This window comes from Kitasatospora sp. NPDC088861 (assembly GCF_044750105.1).
Classification (GTDB): Bacteria; Actinomycetota; Actinomycetes; order Streptomycetales; family Streptomycetaceae; genus Kitasatospora.
The window spans coordinates 221,617-243,701 of sequence record NZ_JBIVJF010000003.1 but is presented as its reverse complement, the minus strand read 5'-3'; the positions used below and the strand labels follow the sequence as shown (position 1 = coordinate 243,701).

At 72.4% G+C, this 22,085-nt stretch carries 19 protein-coding genes; 11 read left to right on the top strand and 8 right to left on the bottom strand.

Going from position 1 to position 22,085, the window contains the following annotated elements:
• Nucleotides 1–226: 226 nt before the first annotated feature.
• Nucleotides 227–1,393 carry a TerD family protein gene (locus ACIP37_RS07865; RefSeq protein ID WP_400805449.1) on the top strand — a complete coding sequence of 389 codons (1,167 nt, stop codon included), beginning with the start codon at nucleotides 227–229 and terminating at the stop codon, nucleotides 1,391–1,393.
• 85 nt (nucleotides 1,394–1,478) lie between these two features.
• On the opposite strand, the gene ACIP37_RS07860 is transcribed toward ACIP37_RS07865, so the two are convergent.
• Nucleotides 1,479–2,225 (bottom strand): Tellurium resistance, encoded by a 747-nt coding sequence (locus ACIP37_RS07860; RefSeq protein WP_350878113.1) that lies wholly within the window; start codon nucleotides 2,223–2,225, stop codon nucleotides 1,479–1,481.
• A gap of 373 nt (nucleotides 2,226–2,598) precedes the next feature.
• On the opposite strand from ACIP37_RS07860, the gene ACIP37_RS07855 reads away from it, so the two are divergent.
• Nucleotides 2,599–3,762: a DUF2637 domain-containing protein gene (locus ACIP37_RS07855; protein WP_400805447.1), complete on the top strand. Its 1,164-nt coding sequence runs from the start codon at nucleotides 2,599–2,601 to the stop codon at nucleotides 3,760–3,762.
• 70 nt (nucleotides 3,763–3,832) lie between these two features.
• Here the strand turns inward: ACIP37_RS07855 and ACIP37_RS07850 are convergent, their stop codons facing one another.
• The 5 genes from ACIP37_RS07850 to ACIP37_RS07830 form a co-directional block, all read right to left on the bottom strand.
• Nucleotides 3,833–4,936, bottom strand: coding sequence for a DUF475 domain-containing protein (locus ACIP37_RS07850; RefSeq protein WP_363580699.1), 1,104 nt, complete (start codon nucleotides 4,934–4,936; stop codon nucleotides 3,833–3,835).
• A gap of 157 nt (nucleotides 4,937–5,093) precedes the next feature.
• On the bottom strand, nucleotides 5,094–5,672 hold the full coding sequence (locus ACIP37_RS07845) for a TerD family protein (protein ID WP_363580697.1): 579 nt from the start codon (nucleotides 5,670–5,672) through the stop codon (nucleotides 5,094–5,096).
• A 242-nt stretch (nucleotides 5,673–5,914) separates the two neighbouring features.
• Nucleotides 5,915–6,490 (bottom strand): TerD family protein, encoded by a 576-nt coding sequence (locus tag ACIP37_RS07840; RefSeq protein WP_363580696.1) that lies wholly within the window; start codon nucleotides 6,488–6,490, stop codon nucleotides 5,915–5,917.
• A 208-nt stretch (nucleotides 6,491–6,698) separates the two neighbouring features.
• Nucleotides 6,699–7,157: a peroxiredoxin gene (locus ACIP37_RS07835; protein WP_363580694.1), complete on the bottom strand. Its 459-nt coding sequence runs from the start codon at nucleotides 7,155–7,157 to the stop codon at nucleotides 6,699–6,701.
• A 289-nt stretch (nucleotides 7,158–7,446) separates the two neighbouring features.
• Nucleotides 7,447–7,887, bottom strand: coding sequence for a DUF3052 domain-containing protein (locus tag ACIP37_RS07830; RefSeq protein WP_363580692.1), 441 nt, complete (start codon nucleotides 7,885–7,887; stop codon nucleotides 7,447–7,449).
• A 518-nt stretch (nucleotides 7,888–8,405) separates the two neighbouring features.
• On the opposite strand from ACIP37_RS07830, the gene aceE reads away from it, so the two are divergent.
• Complete coding sequence (aceE, locus tag ACIP37_RS07825; RefSeq protein ID WP_363580690.1) at nucleotides 8,406–11,156, top strand: pyruvate dehydrogenase (acetyl-transferring), homodimeric type; 2,751 nt, start codon at nucleotides 8,406–8,408, stop codon at nucleotides 11,154–11,156.
• A gap of 183 nt (nucleotides 11,157–11,339) precedes the next feature.
• On the opposite strand, the gene ACIP37_RS07820 is transcribed toward aceE, so the two are convergent.
• Nucleotides 11,340–12,944 carry an MFS transporter gene (locus ACIP37_RS07820; protein ID WP_363580688.1) on the bottom strand — a complete coding sequence of 535 codons (1,605 nt, stop codon included), beginning with the start codon at nucleotides 12,942–12,944 and terminating at the stop codon, nucleotides 11,340–11,342.
• Between the two features lie 215 nt (nucleotides 12,945–13,159).
• Here ACIP37_RS07820 and ACIP37_RS07815 point away from each other — a divergent pair, with 215 nt between their 5' ends.
• From ACIP37_RS07815 to ACIP37_RS07785, 7 genes are all read left to right on the top strand, one after another.
• Nucleotides 13,160–13,849 (top strand): TetR family transcriptional regulator, encoded by a 690-nt coding sequence (locus ACIP37_RS07815; protein ID WP_363620373.1) that lies wholly within the window; start codon nucleotides 13,160–13,162, stop codon nucleotides 13,847–13,849.
• 171 nt (nucleotides 13,850–14,020) lie between these two features.
• On the top strand, nucleotides 14,021–15,325 hold the full coding sequence (locus ACIP37_RS07810) for a sensor histidine kinase (RefSeq protein ID WP_363580684.1): 1,305 nt from the start codon (nucleotides 14,021–14,023) through the stop codon (nucleotides 15,323–15,325).
• Nucleotides 15,322–15,996, top strand: a complete 675-nt coding sequence (locus ACIP37_RS07805) for a response regulator transcription factor (protein WP_063347446.1) — start codon at nucleotides 15,322–15,324, stop codon at nucleotides 15,994–15,996. Before ACIP37_RS07810 ends, ACIP37_RS07805 begins: the two co-directional genes overlap by 4 nt.
• A 184-nt stretch (nucleotides 15,997–16,180) precedes the next feature.
• Nucleotides 16,181–17,314, top strand: coding sequence for an alpha/beta hydrolase (locus ACIP37_RS07800; protein WP_400805442.1), 1,134 nt, complete (start codon nucleotides 16,181–16,183; stop codon nucleotides 17,312–17,314).
• A 25-nt stretch (nucleotides 17,315–17,339) separates the two neighbouring features.
• Nucleotides 17,340–18,569 carry an acyltransferase gene (locus ACIP37_RS07795; RefSeq protein ID WP_363586289.1) on the top strand — a complete coding sequence of 410 codons (1,230 nt, stop codon included), beginning with the start codon at nucleotides 17,340–17,342 and terminating at the stop codon, nucleotides 18,567–18,569.
• Nucleotides 18,570–18,678: 109 nt separating this feature from the next.
• Nucleotides 18,679–19,026 carry an MmcQ/YjbR family DNA-binding protein gene (locus tag ACIP37_RS07790; protein WP_400805440.1) on the top strand — a complete coding sequence of 116 codons (348 nt, stop codon included), beginning with the start codon at nucleotides 18,679–18,681 and terminating at the stop codon, nucleotides 19,024–19,026.
• 160 nt (nucleotides 19,027–19,186) lie between these two features.
• Nucleotides 19,187–20,401, top strand: a complete 1,215-nt coding sequence (locus tag ACIP37_RS07785) for an alpha/beta hydrolase (RefSeq protein ID WP_400805438.1) — start codon at nucleotides 19,187–19,189, stop codon at nucleotides 20,399–20,401.
• Nucleotides 20,402–20,414: 13 nt separating this feature from the next.
• Here the strand turns inward: ACIP37_RS07785 and ACIP37_RS07780 are convergent, their stop codons facing one another.
• Entirely contained in the window at nucleotides 20,415–21,398 is a 984-nt protein-coding gene (locus tag ACIP37_RS07780; RefSeq protein WP_363586292.1) for a WYL domain-containing protein, read from the bottom strand.
• A gap of 101 nt (nucleotides 21,399–21,499) precedes the next feature.
• Here ACIP37_RS07780 and ACIP37_RS07775 point away from each other — a divergent pair, with 101 nt between their 5' ends.
• Complete coding sequence (locus ACIP37_RS07775; RefSeq protein WP_363629273.1) at nucleotides 21,500–22,078, top strand: TIGR03086 family metal-binding protein; 579 nt, start codon at nucleotides 21,500–21,502, stop codon at nucleotides 22,076–22,078.
• The last annotated feature ends 7 nt before the right edge of the window (nucleotides 22,079–22,085 follow it).

Sequence of the window (22,085 nt, the reverse complement as noted above, 5' to 3'; positions counted from 1 at the left end):
TCCGCCCGACCCCGGCGGGCCCTTGGACCGCCCATCGTACGGACGGATTCCGGCCGTCCCCGGTTCCTCGGCACTGAACTCCCGGAACATCGCCGTCCAGATCACTGATCACCGGTCGAGCACCGGCAAACCCCCGGCAAGCGCAAGTCTTGGCAAAGTTCGACCTGGTTCCGACGGTCCCGGTCACGTTGTCCGAAGGGGTGGCGAACGGGCAGGATGGTCGGCTATGACGCACGTGATGGCCAAGGGCGCCAACATCGCACTGCCGGCTGCGGCGGTCCGCGCCGTGCTGCGCTGGAGCGCCACGCCCGGTGCGCCGGACGTGGACGCGTCCGCGCTGCTGCTCGGCGCCACCGGCAAGGTCCGTTCGGATGCCGACTTCGTCTTCTACAACCAGCCGCGACACCCCTCCGGCCTGGTGCGCCACCTGCCCAAGCAGCAGACCTCCGGCGGCGCCGAGATCATCGACACGATCGAGGTCGAACTCGCCAAGCTGCCCGCCGACGTCGACCGGGTGGTGCTGGCCGGCTCCTCCGAGGGCGGCTCCTTCCGCGCGGTGCCCGGGCTGCGCCTGCTGCTCTTCGACGCCACGGCCGGGGACGGCACGCCCGCACTCGCCGAGTTCGCGATCTCCGACGGCGAGAACGTCACCGCCCTGGTCGCGGGCGAGCTGTACCGGCGCTCCGGCGCCTGGAAGTTCCGGGCGATCGGCCAGGGCTACACCTCCGGCCTGATCGGCCTGGCCACCGACTTCGGCATCACCGTCGACGACGAGGCGGAGGCCGACGCGGCCCCGGCGGCGGCCTCGACGGCCACCCCCACCGCCGCCGTCGACCCGCGCAGCACCCCGCTGCCCGCCCCGCGCCCGACCGCCCCGCCCGAGCCCGGCACCTTCACCCTGGCCCCGGCCGTCCCGCAGCCGTCGGCCACCCCCCAGGGCCGGCCCCAGCAGCCCGCCGCGGCCGCCCCGGGCACGGTGCCGCCCCCGCCGACCGCCCCGCCCACCGTTCCCCCGGCCGCGCCGCCGGCTCCGACCGCACCCCCGGCCCACCAGCCCGGCACCGGGTACGGCTACCCGCAGCAGCCACAGCCCCAGCAGCCGCCCGGCACCGGCTACGGCTATCCGCAGCAGCAGCCCGGTACCGGCTACGGGTACCCGCAACCCACTCCCCAGCCGTACCCGCAGCAGCAGGGCACCGGCTACGGCTACCCGCACCAGCAGCAGCCCGCCCCGCAGCAGCACCCCGGCAGCTACGGCTACCCGCACGCCGGCACCGGCCAGCAGCCGCCGGCCCAGGCCCCCGCGCAACCACCGGCCCAGGCCCCGGCCCAGCCGCCCACCGGCGAGGAGTTCGCCCTGCCGCCGCAGGGCCCGCAGTTCCAGCCCCGCTGACCGGCCTGCTCAGGGCACCACCGCCGCCCGGCTCCGACCAGACCGGGCAGGGCCGAGGCCGGGCAGGGCCGAGGCCGGGCGGGGCCTAGTCGGAACCGCCCTGGCTCTTGTACCCGCGCTGCCACTGCATCCCGAACCCGTACAGCCGGTCGATGTCCGCCTGGAACCCGTTGACGTACCGCACCTCACGGCGCACCGTCAGCTGGTTGTCCCCCGCGTTCTCGATCAGCACCACCGCGCACGAGCGCGCCGCCCGGGCCCGTTCGTCCAGCTTGATCTCGATCCGCGGCCCGGTCTGCGGCACGATCGTCACCACCGCGTGGGACTGCTCGAAGGCCGGCGTGCCGTCGTAGATGTAGACGAAGATCAGCAGCCGTTTGAACTTGTCCTTCTTCTCCAGGTTGACGTACATCGTCTCGCCGGACGGCGCCCCGTACTGGTCGTCGCCGCTGAGCTTGATGTACGGCGGTTGCCGGAGGTCGCCGAAGTAGCCGCCGAGCGGCTGCACCACGCCGCTGCTCCCGTCGGACAGTTCGTACATGCACGCCAGGTCGAGGTCGACGTTGACCTGCTCGTTCTGCACCGAGTCCGGCTCCAGCGGGCGCAGGATGCGGGGGCTGAAGAGGCGCTTGGCGCGTTCCCGGGCACTCGGCCGGACGGCCCCGGAGCGGGTGGTCCAGTGCAGGTTGACGTAGAGGTAGCCGGTGGTGGCCGCGGACCCGGTGATCGCGTGCTGCGGGGTCGACTTGGTGAGTATGACCTTGTGCTGACCGCCCGGGTTGTCGAAGGTGTAGTTCCGCTCCCCGCGCAGGTACTCCCAGATCGAGACCATCCCGCCCTCTCCCCCTGCTCCCGTCAGGCGATCTGACGGTCCGCCGCTCCATGATCGGGCATCAGCCCGGCCCTCGGATACCCAAACCTTCCCCTCCCCTACCCCGTCGGGCCCCCCGGCGCTCACCGCCGGGTCGACGAGTGGAGCGGCCGGCGGGTCGATTGGCGGGAGGAAGCCCCCCTCCCGTAACATGCCGCCCCTTCGGACGCGATATCGTCTAGCCGCACAGGTGTCCCGTCCGCCCCTGCGCGGGTGCGGCGGGTACGCCGTGCGGCGACGAACGAACCGTCAGGCGCGACCCGAGTACCGGGAGCTGACCGCCTGTGTCGCTCTGTGAACCCGTCCCCTGCGGAAACCCGAGGCCCGACCCGCAATGAACCTGACCTCCATACAGCTGGTCTGGACCGTCGTCGGCGGCGCAGCCCTGCTGTTCGTCGCCGTCCTGCTGGCGACGCTGCGTTTCAAGAACACGAAGAAGGAAGAGGCCGGCGACTCCTGGGAGCGCAGCGAGGAGCGTCGGCGGCGCAAGGAGATGATCTACGGCATCTCCTCCTACACGCTGCTGTTCTGCTGCGCCGGTGTCGCGGCCGCGCTGTCCTTCCACGGCCTGGTGGGCTTCGGCAAGGAGAACCTGGGGCTGTCCGGCGGCTGGGAGTACCTCGTCCCGTTCGGCCTCGACGGCGCCGCGATGTTCTGCTCGGTGCTCGCCGTCCGCGAGGCCAGCCACGGTGACGCCGCGCTCGGCTCCCGCCTGCTGGTCTGGGTGTTCGCGATCGCCTCGGCCTGGTTCAACTGGGTGCACGCGCCGCGCGGCGTGTCGCACGACGGCGCCCCGCAGTTCTTCTCCGGCATGTCGATCTCGGCGGCGATCCTGTTCGACCGCGCGCTGAAGCAGACCCGCAAGGCCGCGCTGCGCGAGCAGGGGCTCGTGCCGCGCCCGCTGCCGCAGATCCGGATCGTCCGCTGGCTGCGCGCCCCGCGCGAGACCTACGCGGCCTGGTCGCTGATGCTGCTGGAGAACGTCCGCAGCCTGGACGAGGCGGTCGAGGAGGTGCGCGAGGAGCGCCAGGCCAAGCTGGACGCCAAGGTGCGGGCCCGCACGGCCGACCGCCGCGAGCGGGCCGAGCTGAAGGCCATCTCCCGCCAGGGCGGCATGCTCGCCCGGGCCCGCGGCGGCCGCCAGGTGCCCGCGCTCACGGCTGCCGGCGACGGCCAGACCGCTACGGAGCCTGCCCTAGCCGCCGAGTCGGACACCGCCTCCTCGCACCAGGCCGCCTCGGGCCCGCTGGAGCCGGCCGCGCTGGACGCCGGCCGCCGCCCGCGTGCCGCCGTCGGCTCGTCGTACGCGCCGTCCTCCTCGGCGTCCTCCTCGTCCTACTCGTCGTCCTACTCCTCGTCCTCGTCCGCCGGATCGGCCTCGGGCTCGTCCTACCGCAGCTCGACCATCGACCTGACGGCCGACGACGACACCCTGTCGATGCCCAAGCTGGACTCGCTGGAGCGCAAGCTGCGCGCGATCGAGCAGCAGCTCGGCTGAGCGGGCGCACCGCGACGCGAAACGGCCGCCCCCGGATTCCCGGAGGCGGCCGTTTCGCGTACCCGGCGGGCTATTCGCCGGTACCCGTACTCACCAGTTCCGGTTCGTCCCGCGCGGCCTCGCGCCGGTTGCGCAGGATCGACGAGCCGAGCGCCAGCCCGATGAAGGCGACGCCGATCAGGCCGGTGACGATCTCCGGGATGTGGTATTTGATCCCGACCAGCAGGATCACCGAGAGCGCGCCGATCGCGTAGTGCGCGCCGTGCTCCAGGTAGACGTAGTCGTCCAGGGTGCCCTTGCGGACCAGGAAGACGGTCAGCGAGCGGATGTACATCGCGCCGATGCCCAGGCCCAGGGTGATCTGGAAGATGTCGCTGGAGATGGCGAACGCGCCGACCACGCCGTCGAAGGAGAACGAGGCGTCCAGGACCTCCAGGTAGAGGAAGAGGAAGAACGCGGCCTTGCCGCCGACCTGGAGGATCGACTTGCCGGACTTCTCGGCCTCCTCCTCGCGCTCGGCGTCCTCCTCCAGACCCGATTCGAAGATCGAGGAGAGGCCGCCGACCACGAGATAGGTGATCAGGCCGAGGACACCGGCGAGCAGAACGGTTTCAGCGTGCTCCCCGGCGAAGAAGTTGGAGGCCAGCACCAGCACGACCAGCGCGACGACGCTGGAGAAGGCGTCCAGCTTGCCGACCTTCTCCAGCGGGCGCTCGATCCAGCCCAGCCAGTTGTGCTCCTTCTCGTCGTCGAACACGAAGTCGAGGAAGATCATGAGCAGGAAGACGCCGCCGAAGGCCGCGATGGCGGGGTTGGCCGCCTCCAGGTACTGACCGTAGGTCAGGCCGGCGTGCGTCTTGTCGGAGTGCAGCGCGAGGTCGACGACCGTCGCGGGGTTGAGCTTCGCGGTGAGGCCGACCACCAGCAGCGGGAAGACCAGCCGCATGCCGAAGACGGCGATGAGCACGCCGACGGTCAGGAAGATCTTCTGCCAGTACGGGTTCATCCGCTTCAACACCGTGGCGTTGACCACCGCGTTGTCGAACGACAGGGAGATCTCCAGGATGGAGAGGATCAGCACGATGCCGAATCCTTGGGCCCCCCAGAGCAGTCCGGCCGCGATCAGGCCTAGGACGGTGATCGCGAACGACCAGCCGAAAGTGCGGAGGAACACGGGACTTGGTTACCTTTCGGGTTTCGGGCCGTGCCGGGGGCGGCCTCGTCCCGAGACGCCCTGACCGGGCCGGGCCCGGTCAGGTCACCCCCGCACTGCCTTCTGTTCTCATGATCGTAGGTTGGGTGCGATTGTTCTGATTTTCGCCTTTTCGCCCTTACTGTACGTTTACGCCGAAATCGAGGGCGATGCCGCGCAGGCCGGAGGCGTAGCCCTGGCCCACCGCGCGGAACTTCCACTCGCCCGCGTAGCGGTACAGCTCGCCGAAGATCATCGCGGTCTCGCTGGACGCGTCCTCGGACAGGTCGTAACGGGCGATCTCCTCGCCGTCGAGGGAGTTGGCGACCCGGATGTAGGCGTTGCGGACCTGCCCGAAGTTCTGCAGCCGCGCCTCGGCGTCGTAGATCGACACCGCGAACACCACCTTGTCCGCCTGCGCCGGAACCAGCTCCAGGTTGACCAGGACCACCTCGTCGTCGCCGTCGTCCTCGCCGCCGGTGAGATTGTCACCAGTGTGCTCGACCGAGCCCTCGGGGCTCTTGAGGTTGTTGTAGAAGACGAAGTACTCGTCACCGAGCACCCGGCCGCCACCACAGATCAGGGCGCTCGCATCGAGGTCGAACGGTGCGCCCGTGGTCGAACGGGCGGACCAGCCGAGGCCGATCTGGACCTGCGTCAGGTTCGGCGCGGCCTTGGTGAGCGAGACGTTCCCGCCCTTGGCGAGCGTGACCACCATGACTGTTCTTCCTCCCTTGCCTTCTCCCGGGGCGCGCCTACAAGGTGTAGTCCCCCACGGCCCGGGCCGGCCCCGTTTGGCCGGCTGAACTTCCTGAACTCACATCCTCGCAGCGCACGGAGCCGACACGAAGCCGGGGCGGCCCCGGACCTCTGGAGGTCCGGGGCCGCCCCGTAGAAGGCTCCCGCGCCGGGCGACCGGCCGTCGTCCGCCGCCGCCCCGCGCCGTCCGGTGTCGTCCGGTCAGACGTTGACGCCGAAGTCCTGGGCGATGCCGCGCAGGCCGGAGGCGTAGCCCTGGCCGATGGCCCGGAACTTCCACTCCGCGCCGTTGCGGTACAGCTCGCCGAAGACCATCGCGGTCTCGGTGGAGGCGTCCTCGGAGAGGTCGTAGCGGGCCAGCTCCGTGTTGTCGGCCTGGTTCACCACGCGGATGAACGCGTTGCGGACCTGGCCGAAGTTCTGCCCGCGGTTCTCGGCGTCGTAGATCGAGACCGGGAAGACGATCTTCTGCACGTCCGCCGGGACGCCGGCCAGGTTGACCTTGATCGCCTCGTCGTCGCCCTCGCCCTCGCCGGTGCGGTTGTCACCGGTGTGCTCGACGGAGCCGTCCGCGCTCTTCAGGTTGTTGAAGAAGACGAAGTTCCCGTCCGAGGCGACCTTGCCCTGCTCGTTGCAGAGCAGCGCGCTGGCGTCCAGGTCGAAGTCCGTCCCGGTGGTGGTCCGGACGTCCCAGCCCAGGCCGACGACCACGGCCGAAAGCCCCGGGGCCTCCTTGGTGAGCGAGACATTGCCGCCCTTGCTCAGGCTGACACCCACTTGTCCTCCAAGAATCGGGAGGCACGCCCTGGTGCCCCCGTGGTGCGGTTCGAGGCGCCGGCCGGCGAGCGGCTCACGTGCCCCACCCGGCCAACGGACCGAGCGTAGTGCGCGGTTCCCGTCCGGACGTGCGAACGGGCCCGGCGCGGCTGTTCGAAGTTCGCGGGGCCGGGCCCACGGCCACCGCCACGGGCCTCCACGCGGGGCCTCAGAGGGCGCCGAGGGCCTTCAGGTACTCCTGCTCGTCCCGGGCGTCCGGGAGGTCGTTGACGACGCTCCAGCGCACCGTGCCCGCCGTGTCGATCACGAAGGTGCCGCGCACGGGGCAGCCCTTCCGCTCGTCGAGGACGCCGTAGGCGCGGGCGACCTCGCCGTGCGGCCAGAAGTCGGCCAGCAGCGGGAACTCCAGGCCCTCCCGCTCGGCGAAGACGCGCTGGGTGAACTGCGAGTCGCAGGAGACGCCGAGCACCTGGACCCGGTCGTTCTGCAACTGCGCCAGCTCCCGCTGGATGGCGCCGAGCTCGCCGGTGCAGACGCCGGTGAAGGAGAACGGGTAGAAGACCAGGACGACGTTCCGCTCGCCCCGGAAGTCGGAGAGGCGGACCGCTTCGCCGTGCTGGTTGTTGAGCTCGAAGTCCGGAGCCTCGGTGCCGACCTCGATGGCCATGGACGTGACCTTTCTGACGCGACCGCGCCGCGCGGGCGGCGCGGCCAGCGCCATCCTCGCATCCGTTCGGGCACGTTCCGCCGAATGGATGAGGGCGGCACCCGCGCGCTCCACCGCTTTCGCCCTGGGCGAACGCGTTTCCGGGCCGGCCCCGGGGCGGACGCGACCCCTGGCGACCACGCTCCGTGACGACGAGGGCGACGCCGCCCCCGGCTCCGGACCCGGAAAACGATCGGGCCCCGCCGGAGGGATCCTCCGGCGGGGCCCGGTGCGGGGCCTCAGAGCCCGCTCAGCGCTTGCCGGCCGGCTTGGCCGTGGACTTGGTGGCGAGCCGGGTGGCCGCCCAGTCCTTGGCGACCGCGATCGAGCTGGTCTGGGAGAGACCGGCGGTGCGGGCCGCGTCCGCGATGTCGGACGCCTCGATGTGGCCGTCGCGCCCGGTCTTGGGCGTCAGCAGCCAGATCAGACCGCCTTCGGCCAGGTACTCCAGGGCGTCGACGAGGGAGTCGGTGAGGTCCCCGTCGTCGTCGCGGTGCCACAGCAGGACGGCGTCGGCGACGTCGTCGTAGTCCTCGTCGACGAGATCCGTCCCGGTGAGCTCCTCGATGCCTTCGCGGAGATCCTGGTCAGTGTCGTCGTCGTACCCCAGCTCCTGGATGATCTGGCCCTCTTCGAAGCCGAGACGGGTCGCCGGGTTGGACTTGTCCGCGGGGTCCGCGGTCGCGCTCACGGGAATAACCTCCAGTATTCGGCCCGGCGTCCATGCCGAGGCTGTGGCCGTAGTCCACACGGGCGCGGCGGTTCGCGCAAGTACCCGCCCCCCGATCCCCCCCAAAGGTTGACGTGCCACAGCGGGGACACGCCGTTCGATGTGTCGGGAATCACGCCGATTTGCCCTTCTCTGCATGAGACAAGGATGCTTCGGGTGGTCCCGGCCCACAGGGCGTACGGATGCCCGAGATACGAACGGCATTCGGGTCCGCGCGTGCGCGGGCGTAGAGTCTCCTGTTGGCCCTCACCCCGGCCGCCCGCCATCGGGCGGACGGGACACCAGGTCGGACCACCTCTGTACGTAGCACCCGGGGGTGTGCGGGGCGGGCGAAGTCGCCCGGACCCGCGCACCGCCAGACCGTCCCGCCCACCAGGCGGAACGGTTACCGATCGGTAGAGATGACGGATCTCCGAGCGCGGTAGCACGATGGAGGCGGCGCGACACACCTCAGTTTCGACCGACAGTGAAGGAACAGCGTGGCTTCCGGATCCGATCGCAACCCGATCATCATTGGCGGCCTTCCGAGTCAGGTCCCGGACTTCGATCCCGAGGAGACCGCGGAATGGCTGGAGTCGCTTGACGCGGCCATCGACGAGCGGGGGCGCGAGCGCGCCCGCTACCTGATGCTCCGCCTGATCGAGCGCGCCCGCGAGAAGCGTGTCGCCGTGCCCGAGATGCGCAGCACGGACTACGTCAACACCATCGCGACCAAGGACGAGCCGTTCTTCCCCGGCAACGAGGAGATCGAGCGAAAGATCCTCAACGCGACCCGCTGGAACGCGGCCGTGATGGTCTCCCGGGCACAGCGCCCGGGCATCGGCGTGGGCGGGCACATCGCCACCTTCGCCTCCTCCGCGTCGCTGTACGACGTCGGCTTCAACTACTTCTTCCGCGGCAAGGACGCCGAGGGCGAGTCCGGCGACCAGATCTTCTTCCAGGGCCACGCCTCCCCCGGCATCTACGCCCGCGCGTTCCTGCTGGACCGACTGTCCGAGCAGCAGCTCGACGCGTTCCGCCAGGAGAAGTCGAAGGCCCCGTACGGCCTCTCCAGCTACCCGCACCCGCGGCTGATGCCGGACTTCTGGGAGTTCCCGACCGTGTCCATGGGCCTCGGCCCGCTCGGCGCGATCTACCAGGCCCGGATGAACCGCTACCTGGAGCACCGCGGGATCAAGGACACCTCCGACTCGCACGTCTACGCCTTCCTCGGCGACGGCGAGATGGACGAGCCGGAGTCGCTGGGCCAGCTGTCGCTGGCCTCGCGCGAGGGCCTCGACAACCTGACCTTCGTGGTCAACTGCAACCTGCAGCGCCTGGACGGCCCGGTCCGCGGCAACGGCAAGATCATCCAGGAGCTGGAGTCCCAGTTCCGGGGCGCCGGCTGGAACGTGATCAAGCTGGTCTGGGACCGCAGCTGGGACCCGCTGCTCGCGCAGGACCGCGACGGCGTCCTGGTCAACAAGCTGAACACCACGGTGGACGGCCAGTTCCAGACCTACGCCACCGAGACCGGTCAGTACATCCGCGAGCACTTCTTCGGCAGCGACCTGCGCCTGCGCAAGATGGTCGAGAGCATGACCGACCAGCAGGTCCAGCACCTGGGTCGCGGCGGCCACGACCACAAGAAGATCTACGCGGCGTTCAAGGCGGCCCGCGAGCACAAGGGCCAGCCGACGGTCATCCTCGCCCAGACGGTCAAGGGCTGGACGCTCGGCCCCAACTTCGAGGGCCGCAACGCCACCCACCAGATGAAGAAGCTGACGGTCGAGGACCTGAAGCGCTTCCGCGACCGGCTGCACCTGCCGATCACCGACAAGCAACTGGACGAGGGCTACCCGCCCTACTACCACCCGGGCCGCGACTCGGAAGAGATCCAGTACATGCACGACCGCCGCAGCGAGCTGGGCGGCTACGTGCCGACCCGCAAGGTGCGCCCGCGTCAGCTGGAACTGCCCGGCGACGACGCGTACAAGGCGGTCAAGAAGGGCTCCGGCAACCAGACCATCGCCACCACCATGGCGTTCGTCCGGGTGCTCAAGGACCTCATGCGGGACAAGGGCATCGGCAACCGCTTCGTGCCGATCGCGCCCGACGAGTACCGCACCTTCGGCATGGACTCGCTCTTCCCGTCGGCGAAGATCTACAACCCGCTCGGCCAGACCTACGAGTCGGTCGACCGCGACCTGCTGCTGGCCTACAAGGAGTCGCCGACCGGCCAGATGCTGCACGACGGCATCTCCGAGGCCGGCTGCACCGCCTCGCTGATCGCCGCCGGCTCCTCCTACGCCACCCACGGCGAGCCGCTGATCCCGGTGTACGTCTTCTACTCGATGTTCGGGTTCCAGCGCACCGGCGACCAGTTCTGGCAGATGGCCGACCAGCTGGCCCGCGGCTTCGTCATCGGCGCCACCGCCGGCCGCACCACGCTGACCGGCGAGGGCCTCCAGCACGCCGACGGCCACTCGCAGCTGCTGGCCTCGACCAACCCCGGCGTCGTCGCGTACGACCCGGCGTACGGCTTCGAGATCGCGCACATCGTCCAGGACGGTCTGCGGCGGATGTACGGCACCAGTGCCGAGCACCCGCACGGCGAGGACGTGTTCTACTACATGACCGTCTACAACGAGCCGATCAAGATGCCGGCCGAGCCCGAGAACGTGGACGTCGAGGGCATCCTCAAGGGTCTGCACAAGTACGCGCCGGGCACCGCCGGCCAGATCCCGGCCCAGATCCTCGCCTCCGGCGTGGCCGTGCCGTGGGCCCTGGAGGCCCAGCGCATCCTCGCCGAGGAGTGGAACGTCAAGGCCGACGTCTGGTCCGCGACCTCCTGGAACGAGCTGCGCCGCGACGCGGTGGAGGCCGAGGAGTTCAACCTGCTGCACCCCGAGGAGCAGCAGCGCGTGCCGTACGTCACCCAGAAGCTCCAGGGTGCCGAGGGCCCGGTCGTCGCCGTGTCCGACTGGATGCGCGCGGTGCCGGACCAGATCTCCCGCTGGGTGCCCGGTCAGTACCAGTCGCTGGGCGCCGACGGGTTCGGCTTCGCCGACACCCGCGGTGCGGCGCGTCGCTTCTTCCACATCGACGCGCAGTCGGTCGTCCTGGCGGTGCTCACCGAGCTCGCCAAGCAGGGCAAGGTCGACCGCAGCGCGCTGAAGGACGCGATCGACCGCTACCAGCTGCTCGACGTGGCCGCGGCCGACCCGGGCGCCGCCGGCGGCGACGCCTGATCACCCGCTAGACCCTGAAGGGCCGGGCCTCCGACCACGGAGGTCCGGCCCTTCGGCGTTCCCGGGTGCACCCGAGCGGGTCCCGCTGGTCCCACCGGCCCGCGGCGGCGGATGAGGGCACGCAGCGGCCCCGGACTCCATCGAGTCCGGGGCCGCTGGTCGTCGGCCGTTGGCCGCGCGGGATCAGATGTGGACGGCCGGGCCCGCGTCGACGGTGCCGCGGCGGGTGAGCAGGCCGAGCACGGCGGCGCCGAAGGCCACCACGGCGGCGACCGCGAAGGCGAGCGACATGCCGCTGACGAAGGAGTCGTGCACGGCGCCGGCCATCGCGTCCACCGCCTGCTGCGGGGTGCCGGCCGGGGCCGGCGGGGCGATGCCGAGCTGCGCGGCCTGCTTGAGGCCCTCGGCCTCGGCGCCCTGGACCGGCGGCAGGCCGGCCCGGGCCCAGTTGCCCGGCAGCACGTCGGTGACCTTGGCGGCCATCAGCGCGCCGAGCACCGCGGTGCCGAGGCTGCCGCCGACCTGCATCGCGGCCTGCTGGAGGCCGCCGGCCACACCGGACAGCTCCAGCGGGGCGTTGCCGACGATCACCTCGGTGGCGCCGACCATGACCGGGCTGATGCCGAGGCCCATCAGGACGAACCAGAGCGACATCACGCCGGTGCCGGAGCCCGCGTCCAGGGTGGACATGCCGAACATCGCGGTGGTGGTGATCAGCATGCCGGCCACGATCGGGATCCGCGGGCCGAGCTTGCCGATCGCGATGCCCGCCACCGGCGAACCGATGATCATCATGCCGGTCATCGGCAGCAGGTGGACACCGGCCGACACCGGCGACATCCCGTGCACGTTCTGCAGGTAGAAGGTCACGAAGAAGATCGCGCCGAAGAACGCGAAGGCCATCAGCACCATCAGCAGGGTGCCCGCCGACAGCGGCACCGAACGGAACAGGCTGAGCGGGATCAGCGGCTCCTTCGCCCGGGCCTGCCAGAACGCGAAGAGCACCATCAGGACCACCGCGCCGCCCAGGAACAGCAGCGTGCGGGCATCGCCCCAGCCCCACTCGGGGGCCTTGATGATGCCGAAGACCAGCGCGAACATCGCCACCGAGAGCAGCGCGATCCCGGGCAGGTCGAAGGACTTGGCGGCCTTCTCGGCCCGCACGTCCTTGAGGATCCACAGGCCGAGGCCGAGCGCGATCAGGCCGACCGGGATGTTGATGAAGAAGACCGACTCCCAGTTGACGTGCTCGACCAGCAGGCCGCCGACGATCGGGCCGGCCGCGGTCGAGGCGCCGATCACACCGCCCCAGATGCCGATCGCCATGTTGAGCTTCTCGGCCGGGAAGGCGCCGCGCAGCAGGCCGAGCGCGGCCGGCTGGAGCAGCGCGCCGAACAGGCCCTGGAGCACCCGGAAGGCGATCACGGTCTGGATGTTGCCGGCGAAGCCGATCGCGGCCGAGGTGGCGGCGAAGCCGACGGCGCCGACCAGGAAGGTGTTCTTGTGGCCGAACCGGTCGCCGATCTTGCCGGCCGTGATCAGGAAGACCGCCAGGGCCAGCAGGTAGCCGCTGGTCACCCACTGGATCTCGGAGGGCGCGGCCTTCAGGTCCGCCTGGATGACGGGGTTGGCGATGGCGACGATCGTGCCGTCCAGGGCGACCATCATCACGCCGACCGCGACGGTCAGCAGGGTCAGCCAGGGGTGCCCCTTGAGCCCTCCCCCGCCCGGTGGCGTGCGCTGCGGCGGGACGTCCGCCTTGGCGTTCTTGACGACGGACTGGCTCATCTGGGGCCCTCCGGGGGCGTGGCAGAGAACGGAACGTGGGCGTGGCGCCGCGACCCACCCGTCCCCACGAGTGCCCGGTCGGCGAGCGCCACTTCCGGCAGATTATGTCAGCCACTGACATTCGGCAAACACTGACTTCTGACTCTGGCTGACATTTGTCAGAGCGCTAAGGTTGTGCTCCTCACCCCGCCCGCACGCGCTCGGAAGGCCCCGCCATGGCCGCTCGCACCCCCACCCCCACCGCCGCCCCGGGCACCCCCGAACGGCTGCCAGGGCTGCGCGAGCGCAAGAAGCAGCAGACCAGGGACGCCCTCGTCCAGGCCGCCCACGTGCTCTTCCTCGGCCAGGGCTTCGCCCGCACCACCGTCGACGAGATCGCCTCCGCCGTCGAGGTCTCCCAGCGCACCTTCTTCCGCTACTTCGCCAACAAGGACGAGGTCGCGCTCGCCGTGATGGCCGACGCCGAGGACTACTTCATCGAGTGCCTGTGCCGCCGCCCGGCCCACGAGTCCCCGCTCCAGGCCCTGCGCGCCGCGATCGTCCAGTCCTGGCGCGAACTCGGCGCCGAACACCGCAGCGGCCCCCGCTCGATCACCACCGCCCTCGAACTGATGCGGATGATCGAGGAGACCCCCACCCTGCTCGCCACCCACCTGCGCCGGGTCACCGAGCAGGAACGGGTGGTCGTCCGGGTGCTCGCCGAGCGCGAGGGCCTCGACCCGGCCGAGGACCTGCGCCCCACCGTGCTCGCCGCCGTCTTCGGCAGCGTGCTGCGCGCCGCCCACCTGTCCTGGACCCCCGACCAGGAGCCCGCCGGGCCCGAGGGCATGGTCACCGTCATCGAGCGCCACTTCGACCAGCTCGGCCCGGCCCTGGCCGGCCACTGGCGCACCGGCCCGCAGTAGTACCGGCCACGCGGTAGTACCGGCCCGCGGTAGTACCGCGGGCACCACTCCCGGCCCCGGAACCGTGCCGGGAGCAGTAGTACCCGGGTAGCACCCCCTACTCCGGTAGCACTCCGATGTTCGACCCCAGTGCGACGACGGGCGGACGGCACCCTCTTAGGCTGGCCCGCGATGAAGACGATCACCACGACCGAAGTCCGCGCGCAGGCCCTCCGGCTGCTCCGCTCGCTCCGGCACCACCTCACCACCCCGACCGGCGGGTACGCCCCGCTGCTCGGGGACTCGCCCCGCGCCTGGCTGCGCCGGCTTCCGTACGTCGTCGCGCTGATCATGCAGGCCTCGCTGATCCCCACCGGGATCGTCGCGCTGGTCGACTTCTACGGCGTCGCCGTGCCCATCGCCGGCGCGCTCACCGTCGCCCAGACCGCACCGCTGCTGCTCGCCATCACCCGGCCGCTGGCCGCCTGGTGGATCAGCGCGGCCACCCTCGTCACCACGGCCTCCATCACCGCCCGGCACCACCAGTTCGGCGGCACCTGGCCGTGGACGGCGCCGATGGTCCTGGCGTACGTCTTCCTGCTGATCGCACTCGCGCTGCGGGAGAGCCGGGCCACCCTGATCGCGGTCTGGATCGCCACGATCCTGCTCACCCTCCTCACCACCACGCTCGGCTTCCCGCACGCCGACGACGGCACCACCATGCTGCTGGTCGCCCTCGGCGGCGCCGCCCTGCTGCTCGGCTGGGCCGTCCAGGACCGCACCGAGGCCCGCCGGCTGCTCGCCGAACAGGAGCACATCAGCGAGGCCGAACGCGAGCGGCGCACCCTGCTGGAGGAGCGCGCCCGGATCGCGAGGGAACTGCACGACGTGGTCGCCCACCACATGTCGGTGATCGCCGTGCAGGCGGCCAGCGCGCCGTACCGGATCACCGGCGTACCGGCCGCGGCCACCGAGGAGTTCACCGCCATCGCCGGCACCGCCCGCGAGTCGCTGACCGAGATGCGCCGGCTGCTGGGCGTGCTGCGCAGCGAGGAGTCCGCCGCCGAGAAGGTGCCGCAGCCCGGGATCGAGCAGCTGCCGCAGCTGATCGAGACGGTGGGGCGGGCCGGGGTCCCGGCCGAGCTGACGGTGGATCCGGGGCTGGCCGAGGCGGTGCCGAAGGCCGTCGGCCTGTCCGCGTACCGGATCGTGCAGGAGGCGCTGGCCAACGTGGTGCGCCACGCGCCCGGTTCGCGGGCCCGGATATCCCTGGTCGACGAGGGCGCCACCCTGCTGCTGACCGTGGTGAACACGCCCCCGCCCCAGCACACCGAGTCGCTGGAGGCCTCCATGGAGGGCACCGGACAGGGACTGATCGGAATGCGGGAACGCGCCCGGCTGGTCGGTGGCAGGCTGGAGACCGGCCCGATGCCGGACGGCGGCTACAAGGTCGCCGCCGTCCTGCCCCTCGAAACCCCCCGGGAGAAGCCCGCATGACCATCCGCGTGATCATCGTCGACGACCAGGCCATGGTGCGGGCCGGCTTCGCCGCCCTGCTCAACGCCCAGAGCGACATCGACGTGGTGGGGGACGCGGCGGACGGCGCGCAGGCCCTGGAGGTGAGCGGCCGCACCCACCCGGACCTGGTGCTGATGGACGTCCGCATGCCCGTCATGGACGGCCTGGAGGCCGCCCGCCGACTGCTCGACCCCGCCGTCCCCGGCGCGCACCGGCCCAAGGTGATGATGCTGACCACCTTCGACGTGGACGACTACGTGTACGAGGCGCTGCGCGCCGGGGCCAGCGGCTTCCTGCTCAAGGACGCCCCGCCGGCCGACCTGATCTCCGCGGTCCGGGTGGTCTCGGCCGGCGAGGCGCTGCTCGCCCCCTCGGTGACCCGCCGGCTGATCGAGGACTTCGCCCGCAACCGGCCGGCCCGGCGGCGGGACCCCAAACTGCGGCTCAACGGCCTCACCCCGCGTGAGACCGAGGTGCTGGAGCTGATCGCCCGCGGCCTGTCCAACCAGGAGATAGCCGGCCGGCTGGTCCTGGCCGAGCAGACCGTCAAGACCCACATCGGGCGCATCCTCGCCAAGCTCGACCTGCGCGACCGCGCCCAGGCCGTCGTCCTCGCCTACGAGTCCGGCCTCGTGACGCCGGGCCAGTGACGCCCGCCGGGCCGGTGGTCCCGGCCGCCCCCACCCGGGCGGCACCCCCGTGGTACCCCGAGCGATACCCCGAGTAGTACCCCGGTAGCACCCGGGAGTTGGCCCCGCGGTGTGACGTCCGCGGGGCCGTCGCATTTCTACCTTCCTTTCCGTCGAAGTCGAACGGACGAGGGAGGGGCCGGACATGGGGAAGTTTCGGGTCAAGAGAGCCATCGCGGCCAGTACGGTGATGCTGGCCGCGGTGCTCGGTCTCGGCGGCTTCTCCACGGATGCCCAACAGGCCGTCACCGGCCCGCCGCCGGGCAGCGCCGCCTGGGTGGCCGACACCGCGCTCGGCGTCCACCCGCCCGACCCGGCCACCGCCACCCCGGCCGAAGTCGCCGCTTTCTTCGCCGAGTTGACGCCCGCCCAGCAGGACGCGCTGGCCGTCCGGCACCCACTGGTGGTCGGCAACCTGGACGGCGCCCCGGTCCAACTCCGGTACCGGGCCAACACGCTGGCCCTCACCGCGGAGCTCGGCCGCGAACTCGCCCGAGCCACCGACCCGGCGCTCACCCCGCAGGACCACGAGCAGGCCCGCACCCGCGCCGAGCGCTACCGCGCCCTGCTGGACGGCGACCGCCGGATCCTCGTCTTCGACCCGCGCGGCCGCGGCGAGGTCGCCGAGGTCTTCGGCGACCTCGCCGCCGCCCCCCGCACCGCCGTCGTCGTCCCCGGCTCGGACAACGACCTGGAGAACTTCGACCGCTCCCCCGGCTCGTACGGCACCCCCGCCGGCATGGCCCGCTCGCTCTACCAGGCCACCGACCGGCAGACCGCCGTCATCGCCTGGACCGGCTACACCACCCCGGTCGGGATCGGCCTGGGCGCCGCCACCGAGGACCTGGCCCGGGCCGGGGCCGCGCGGCTCACCCGACTGCTCGACGGACTCGCCGTCAGCACCCGTCCGCAGGCCCCGGCCACGGTGTTCTGCCACAGCTACGGCTCGGTGGTCTGCGGGCTGGCCCGCCCCGGGCCCGACCAGGCCTCCGGCGTGGTCGTCCTCGGCTCTCCCGGGATGGGCGTCGGCTCGGCCGCCGCCCTCGACCCGCGCGTCCCGCTCTGGGCCACCGCCCGCAACGACTCCGACTGGATCGGCCGGGTCCCCTACGTCTCGGTGCTCGGCCTCGGCCACGGCGCCGACCCCACCGCCCCCGGCTTCGGCGCCCACCCGCTGCCCGCCACCGGATCCGAGGGCCACGCCGGCTACTTCGCCCCCGGCACCGCCTCGCTCACCGCCTTCGCCGCCATCGCCCTCGGCCTCGGCCTCGACCGCTGACCGCCTCACCGAAAGGAGCACCGCCATGGCCCACCCGCTGACCGCCCTGCGCCGCGCCGCCCACCAGGTCGACGCCCGCACCCCCGAGACCCGCGACCGCGCCCTGGACGGGCTGCGCGCCCTCGCCCTGCTCGCCGTGCCGGTCGGGCACTGGCTGCTCGGCGGCTTCACGCTCTCCGCCGACGGCGCCCTGCACAACGCGAGCCCGCTCTCCTCGCTCGGCGGCCTCGCCCCGATCAGCTGGGTGCTCCAGATGCTCGGGGTGTTCTTCCTGGTCGGTGGCCACTCCTCGGTCCAGTCGCTGGAGCGGGCCCGGGCCAAGGGCGTGACGTACCCGGGCTGGCTGCGCGGCCGGTCGGTACGGCTGCTGCGCCCGGTGCTGGGGGTGACGGCCGTCTGGGCGCTGCTGATCGCGCTGCTGCCCGCGCTCGGTGTCCCCGGCGACACCGTGCGGACCGGCGCGACGCTGGTGGTGCAGCCGCTCTGGTACATCGCGGTCTACCTGGGGCTGACCGCGCTCACCCCGCTGTGCGTGGCGGCCGGGCGCCGGCTGGGCGGCTGGTCGGCGGGCGTCCTGGTGGCCGCCGTCGCCGCGGTCGACCTGCTGCGGTACGGGCCGTGGGCGGAGGCGGTGCCGTCCTGGGTCGGACTGTTGAACATCCTGCCGGGCTGGCTGTTCGGCTACCAGCTGGGCGTGCTGTGGGCGCAGGGCCGGCTCGGCCGCCCGGTGGCCCGGGTGCTGCTGGTCGGCGGCGGCGCGCTGTTCGCCACGCTGCTGCTGGCGTTCCACTACCCGGCCAGCATGGTCGGGGTGCCCGGGATGGAGCGGACCAACTCGCACCCGCCGTCCCTGCTGGTGCTGGCCCTGGCGGCGACGCAGTGCGGCGCCGCGGTGCTGCTGCGGGAGCGGCTGGGCCGGCTGCTGACCCGCCGCCCGCTGCTGTGGCTGCCGGTGGTGGTGGTCAACCTCTCGGCGATGACGATCTTCTGCTGGCACCAGAGCGCGATGCTCGCGGTGGCGGTGCCCGGCGCGGCCGGCCTGGGCGCCGTACCGGGGCTGACCACCGCGCCGGACTCGATCGGCTGGGTGGCCGCCCGGGTGGCGCTGCTTCCGCTGTTCGCGGCCGTGCTGGTGGCGATCGGGTGGTTCACCCGGCGGTTCGACGGGCCCTGGACGGCCTTCTCCCGGGCCGGGAAGGCGCTGGCCGCGGCGGGTGCGGCGCTGTTCGCCGCGTACGCGCTGGGCATGGTGTGACCTGCGCCGGAGAGTGAGGCACTGAGGGGCGCGGACCGATCGGTCCGCGCCCCTCCGAGCCCCCTGCCCGGGCCCGCGCGCTGTCGGTCCCCTGCCCTACGCTGCGGGCATGGTGACGTTCGAGGAGTTCCGCGCGATGGCGCTCGCCCTGCCGGAGGCCGCACAGGAGCCGACCTGGGACATCGAGACCCTGCGGATCCGCGGCCGGATCTTCGCGATGGGCGCGCCCGGGGGCCGGTCCGTCACCGTCAAGGCCTCCCCCGAGGACCAGGCCGAACTGCTCGCCGCCGAGCCCGAGGTGTTCTCCAGCGCGCCGTACGTCGGGCGGCACGGCTGGGTGAGCGTCCGGCTGGACCTGGTCGATCCGGAGGAGCTGCGCGACCTCGTCGTCGAGGCCTGGCGGCGCACGGCGCCCAAGCGGATGGTGCGCGAATTCGACGTGCGGGCCGCTCTGTGACGCTGAAACGACACCGCCGGTTCATGTGAGCCATCCCACAGTTTGGGCGGGCGCGTCGCCTCTCCGGGCGCCCTACGCTTGCGCAGGGAAGCAGGCAGTCTTGTCGCACCCTCCGGGCACCGCCCGAGAAACGGTGACGGGCCCTAAGGGAGTTGGTGCGGTGCGCAACCGTCGGCGCTGGAAGCGGGTACTGATCGGGGCGTTCGCGGGCTGTGCCGTGCTCGCCGACGCCGGCGCCGCGGCGGCCCAGGCGGCCGCCTCCACCGAGCAGCTGGCGATCTCCACACCCCCGGCCGGCAGCGCCGCCTGGGTCCAGGACCACAGCTTCGACCGCACCCTGCCCGACCCGGCCACCACCACCCCGGCCGCCGCCGCCGCGTTCTTCGCCTCGCTCGCCCCCACCGAGCTGGACCGGCTGATCCGGGACTACCCGCTGGTCGTCGGCAACTTCGACGGCGCCCCGCTGGACCTGCGCTACCGCGCCAACAAGATCGCGCTGGCCGCCGAACGCGACAGCGCCCGGGCCCGCGCCGCCGACCACAAGCTCGACGCCGACACCCGCGAGCTGGCCGTCTCCCGCGCCAACGACGTCGAGCACCTGCTCGGCCCCGACCGGCAGATCCTCGCCTTCGACCCGCGCGGCCGCGGCCTGATCACCGAGGTGTGGGGCGACCTCGCCGACGCCGAGCGGATCTCCGTCGTCGTCCCCGGCTCGGACGCCGACCTCGGCCACTTCGACCAGGCCGCCGAACCGCTGCGCTCCCCGGCCGGCATGGCCCGCGCCCTGTACACCGAGGAGCAGCGGCAGGCGCCGAACACCCGTACCGCGGTGATCGCCTGGACCGGCTACGTCACCCCGTCCGGCCTCGGCCCGGACGCCGTCACCTCCCGGCTCGCCGACGTCGGCGCGCCCCGGCTGCAGCGGCTGCTCGCCGGGCTCAAGGAGACCACCCGGCCGGACGCGCCCCCGGCCCTGCTCTGCCACTCGTACGGCTCCGTGGTCTGCGGCAACGCCGCCCCCGAGATCCCGCGCGCGGCCGCCTCCCCCTCCGACACCTCCGGGATCACCGACCTGATGGTGTTCGGCAGCCCCGGCATGGGCGTGCAGAGCACCAGCGAGCTGGGCGCCGGCGTGCACGTCTGGGCCACCCGCAACCCCACCGACTGGATCGGCAACGTCCCGTACCTGGAGGTCGGCGGCCTCGGCCACGGCGCCGACCCGACCGCCGGCGGCTTCGGCGCCGAGCAGATCTCCTCGGCCCGCGCGGCCGGCCACAACGGCTACTTCACCGAGGGCACCGACAGCCTGCACAACTTCGCGGCGATCTCGCTCGGCCACTACCAGGACGTCGTCCGGCCCGCCCCGAACTCCTAGAGCCCACATACTCCTAGTCCTGGTAGAGGCGCAGCGCGTCCGCCGCCGCCCGGGCCAGCTCGCGGCGGGCCGCGGGCGGGGCCAGCACCTCGGCGTCCGCGCCGAAGGCGAGCAGCGCACGGACGGCCGCCGGCGCCGGGAAGACCATCGCCACCTCGACCCACTCCTCGGCCGGCCCGGCGCCCGCCTCCGGCGGCGGCGCGGTGACCCGGCCGCCGTGGATGCGGACGAACATATCCAGCCGCCCGCGCCGCACCCGCACCCGGACCGGCAGCTCCTTCGGCAGCCGCTCCACCTGCTCGCGCAGCACCGCCCAGGCATCCCCGAGCCCCACTCCGGGGCGGCGGCGCACCGCCTCCTCGGTGGTCTCGGCGGCCAGCACCCGGTCGGCCCGGAACAGCCGGGGCTCGCCGTGCAGATCGGCCACCAGGTACCAGACCGCGGCCTTGCTCACCAGCCCGTACGGGTCCACGGTGTACTCCACCGGCGCGGGCGTGCCGCTGTGCCGGTAGCGCAGCCGCAACCGCCGGTCGGCGAACACCGCGTACTGCAGCTCGCCCAGTTCGGGGCCGGTCGCGGCGCCGGCCGCCGGGCCGCTCTGCAGCCAGCGGGCCGGGTCGACCAGGATCCGCTCGGTGATGCGCTCGGCGGCCGGGCGGTGCGGGGCCGGCAGCGCGGCCATCACCTTGCGCAGCGCCGAGCCGAGCGCGCCGTCCAGCCCGAGGTCGCTGTGCGCGCCCTGGGCGGAGAGCACGAACAGCGCCCGGGCCTCGTCCGCGGTCAGTCCGGTGACGTCGGTGCGGTAGCCGGGCAGCAGGCTGATGCCCCCGTGCCGGCCGCGTTCGGTGAACACCGGCACGCCGGCGACGGAGAGCGACTCCACATCGCGGTAGATGGTGCGGACGGACACCTCCAGGCGCCCGGCCAGTTCGGTGGCGGGCACCCTGCCGCGGGTCTGGAGCAGGAGCAGGATGGAGAGCAGGCGGTCGGCCTTCATGGCAGCAGAATCCCAGCAATCCTGACGGCGGTTGTCAGGTTTTACTGGGAGATTGCCGTTCGAGCCCGAAAGCCCGCACCACCCCAGGGAGCTGATTCCACGTGAACTCCGTCCAGGACGCCCGCCCGCAGTACCTGCTCGCCCTCGGCCAGTTGGAGAAGCTGTTCGCCGAGATCACCCCGGGCGCCCTCGACCGGCCCACCCCGTGCAGCGCGTTCACCCTGCGGGAGCTGCTGAGCCACGTGGTCGGCGGCATCCACCGGTTCGCCTACCTGGGCGAGGGCGGCCGGGCCGAGGACGTCGTCGCCGCCACCGGGGACCTGGCGGACGACGCTTGGCCGGGCGCGCTGGACCGGGCCCGCGCCCGGGCCGTCGCGGCCTGGTCGGACGACGCCGCGCTGGACCGCCCGACCCACGCACCCTGGGGCGTGGTGCCCGGCCGGGTCGCGGTCGGCGGCTACCTGATGGAGACGGTCGCGCACACCTGGGACATCGCCCGGGCGCTCGGCTCCCGGCAGCCGCTGGACGACGCCCTGGCGCACGCCGCGTTGGCCGTCGCCCAGGCCGTCCTGTCGGCCGAGCACCGCGGCGGACCGGTCCCGTTCGGCGAGGTGCGGCCGGTCGCCCCGGACGCCGACGTGCACACCCGGCTGGCCGCCTGGCTCGGCCGGGAGGTCTGAGAAGGCA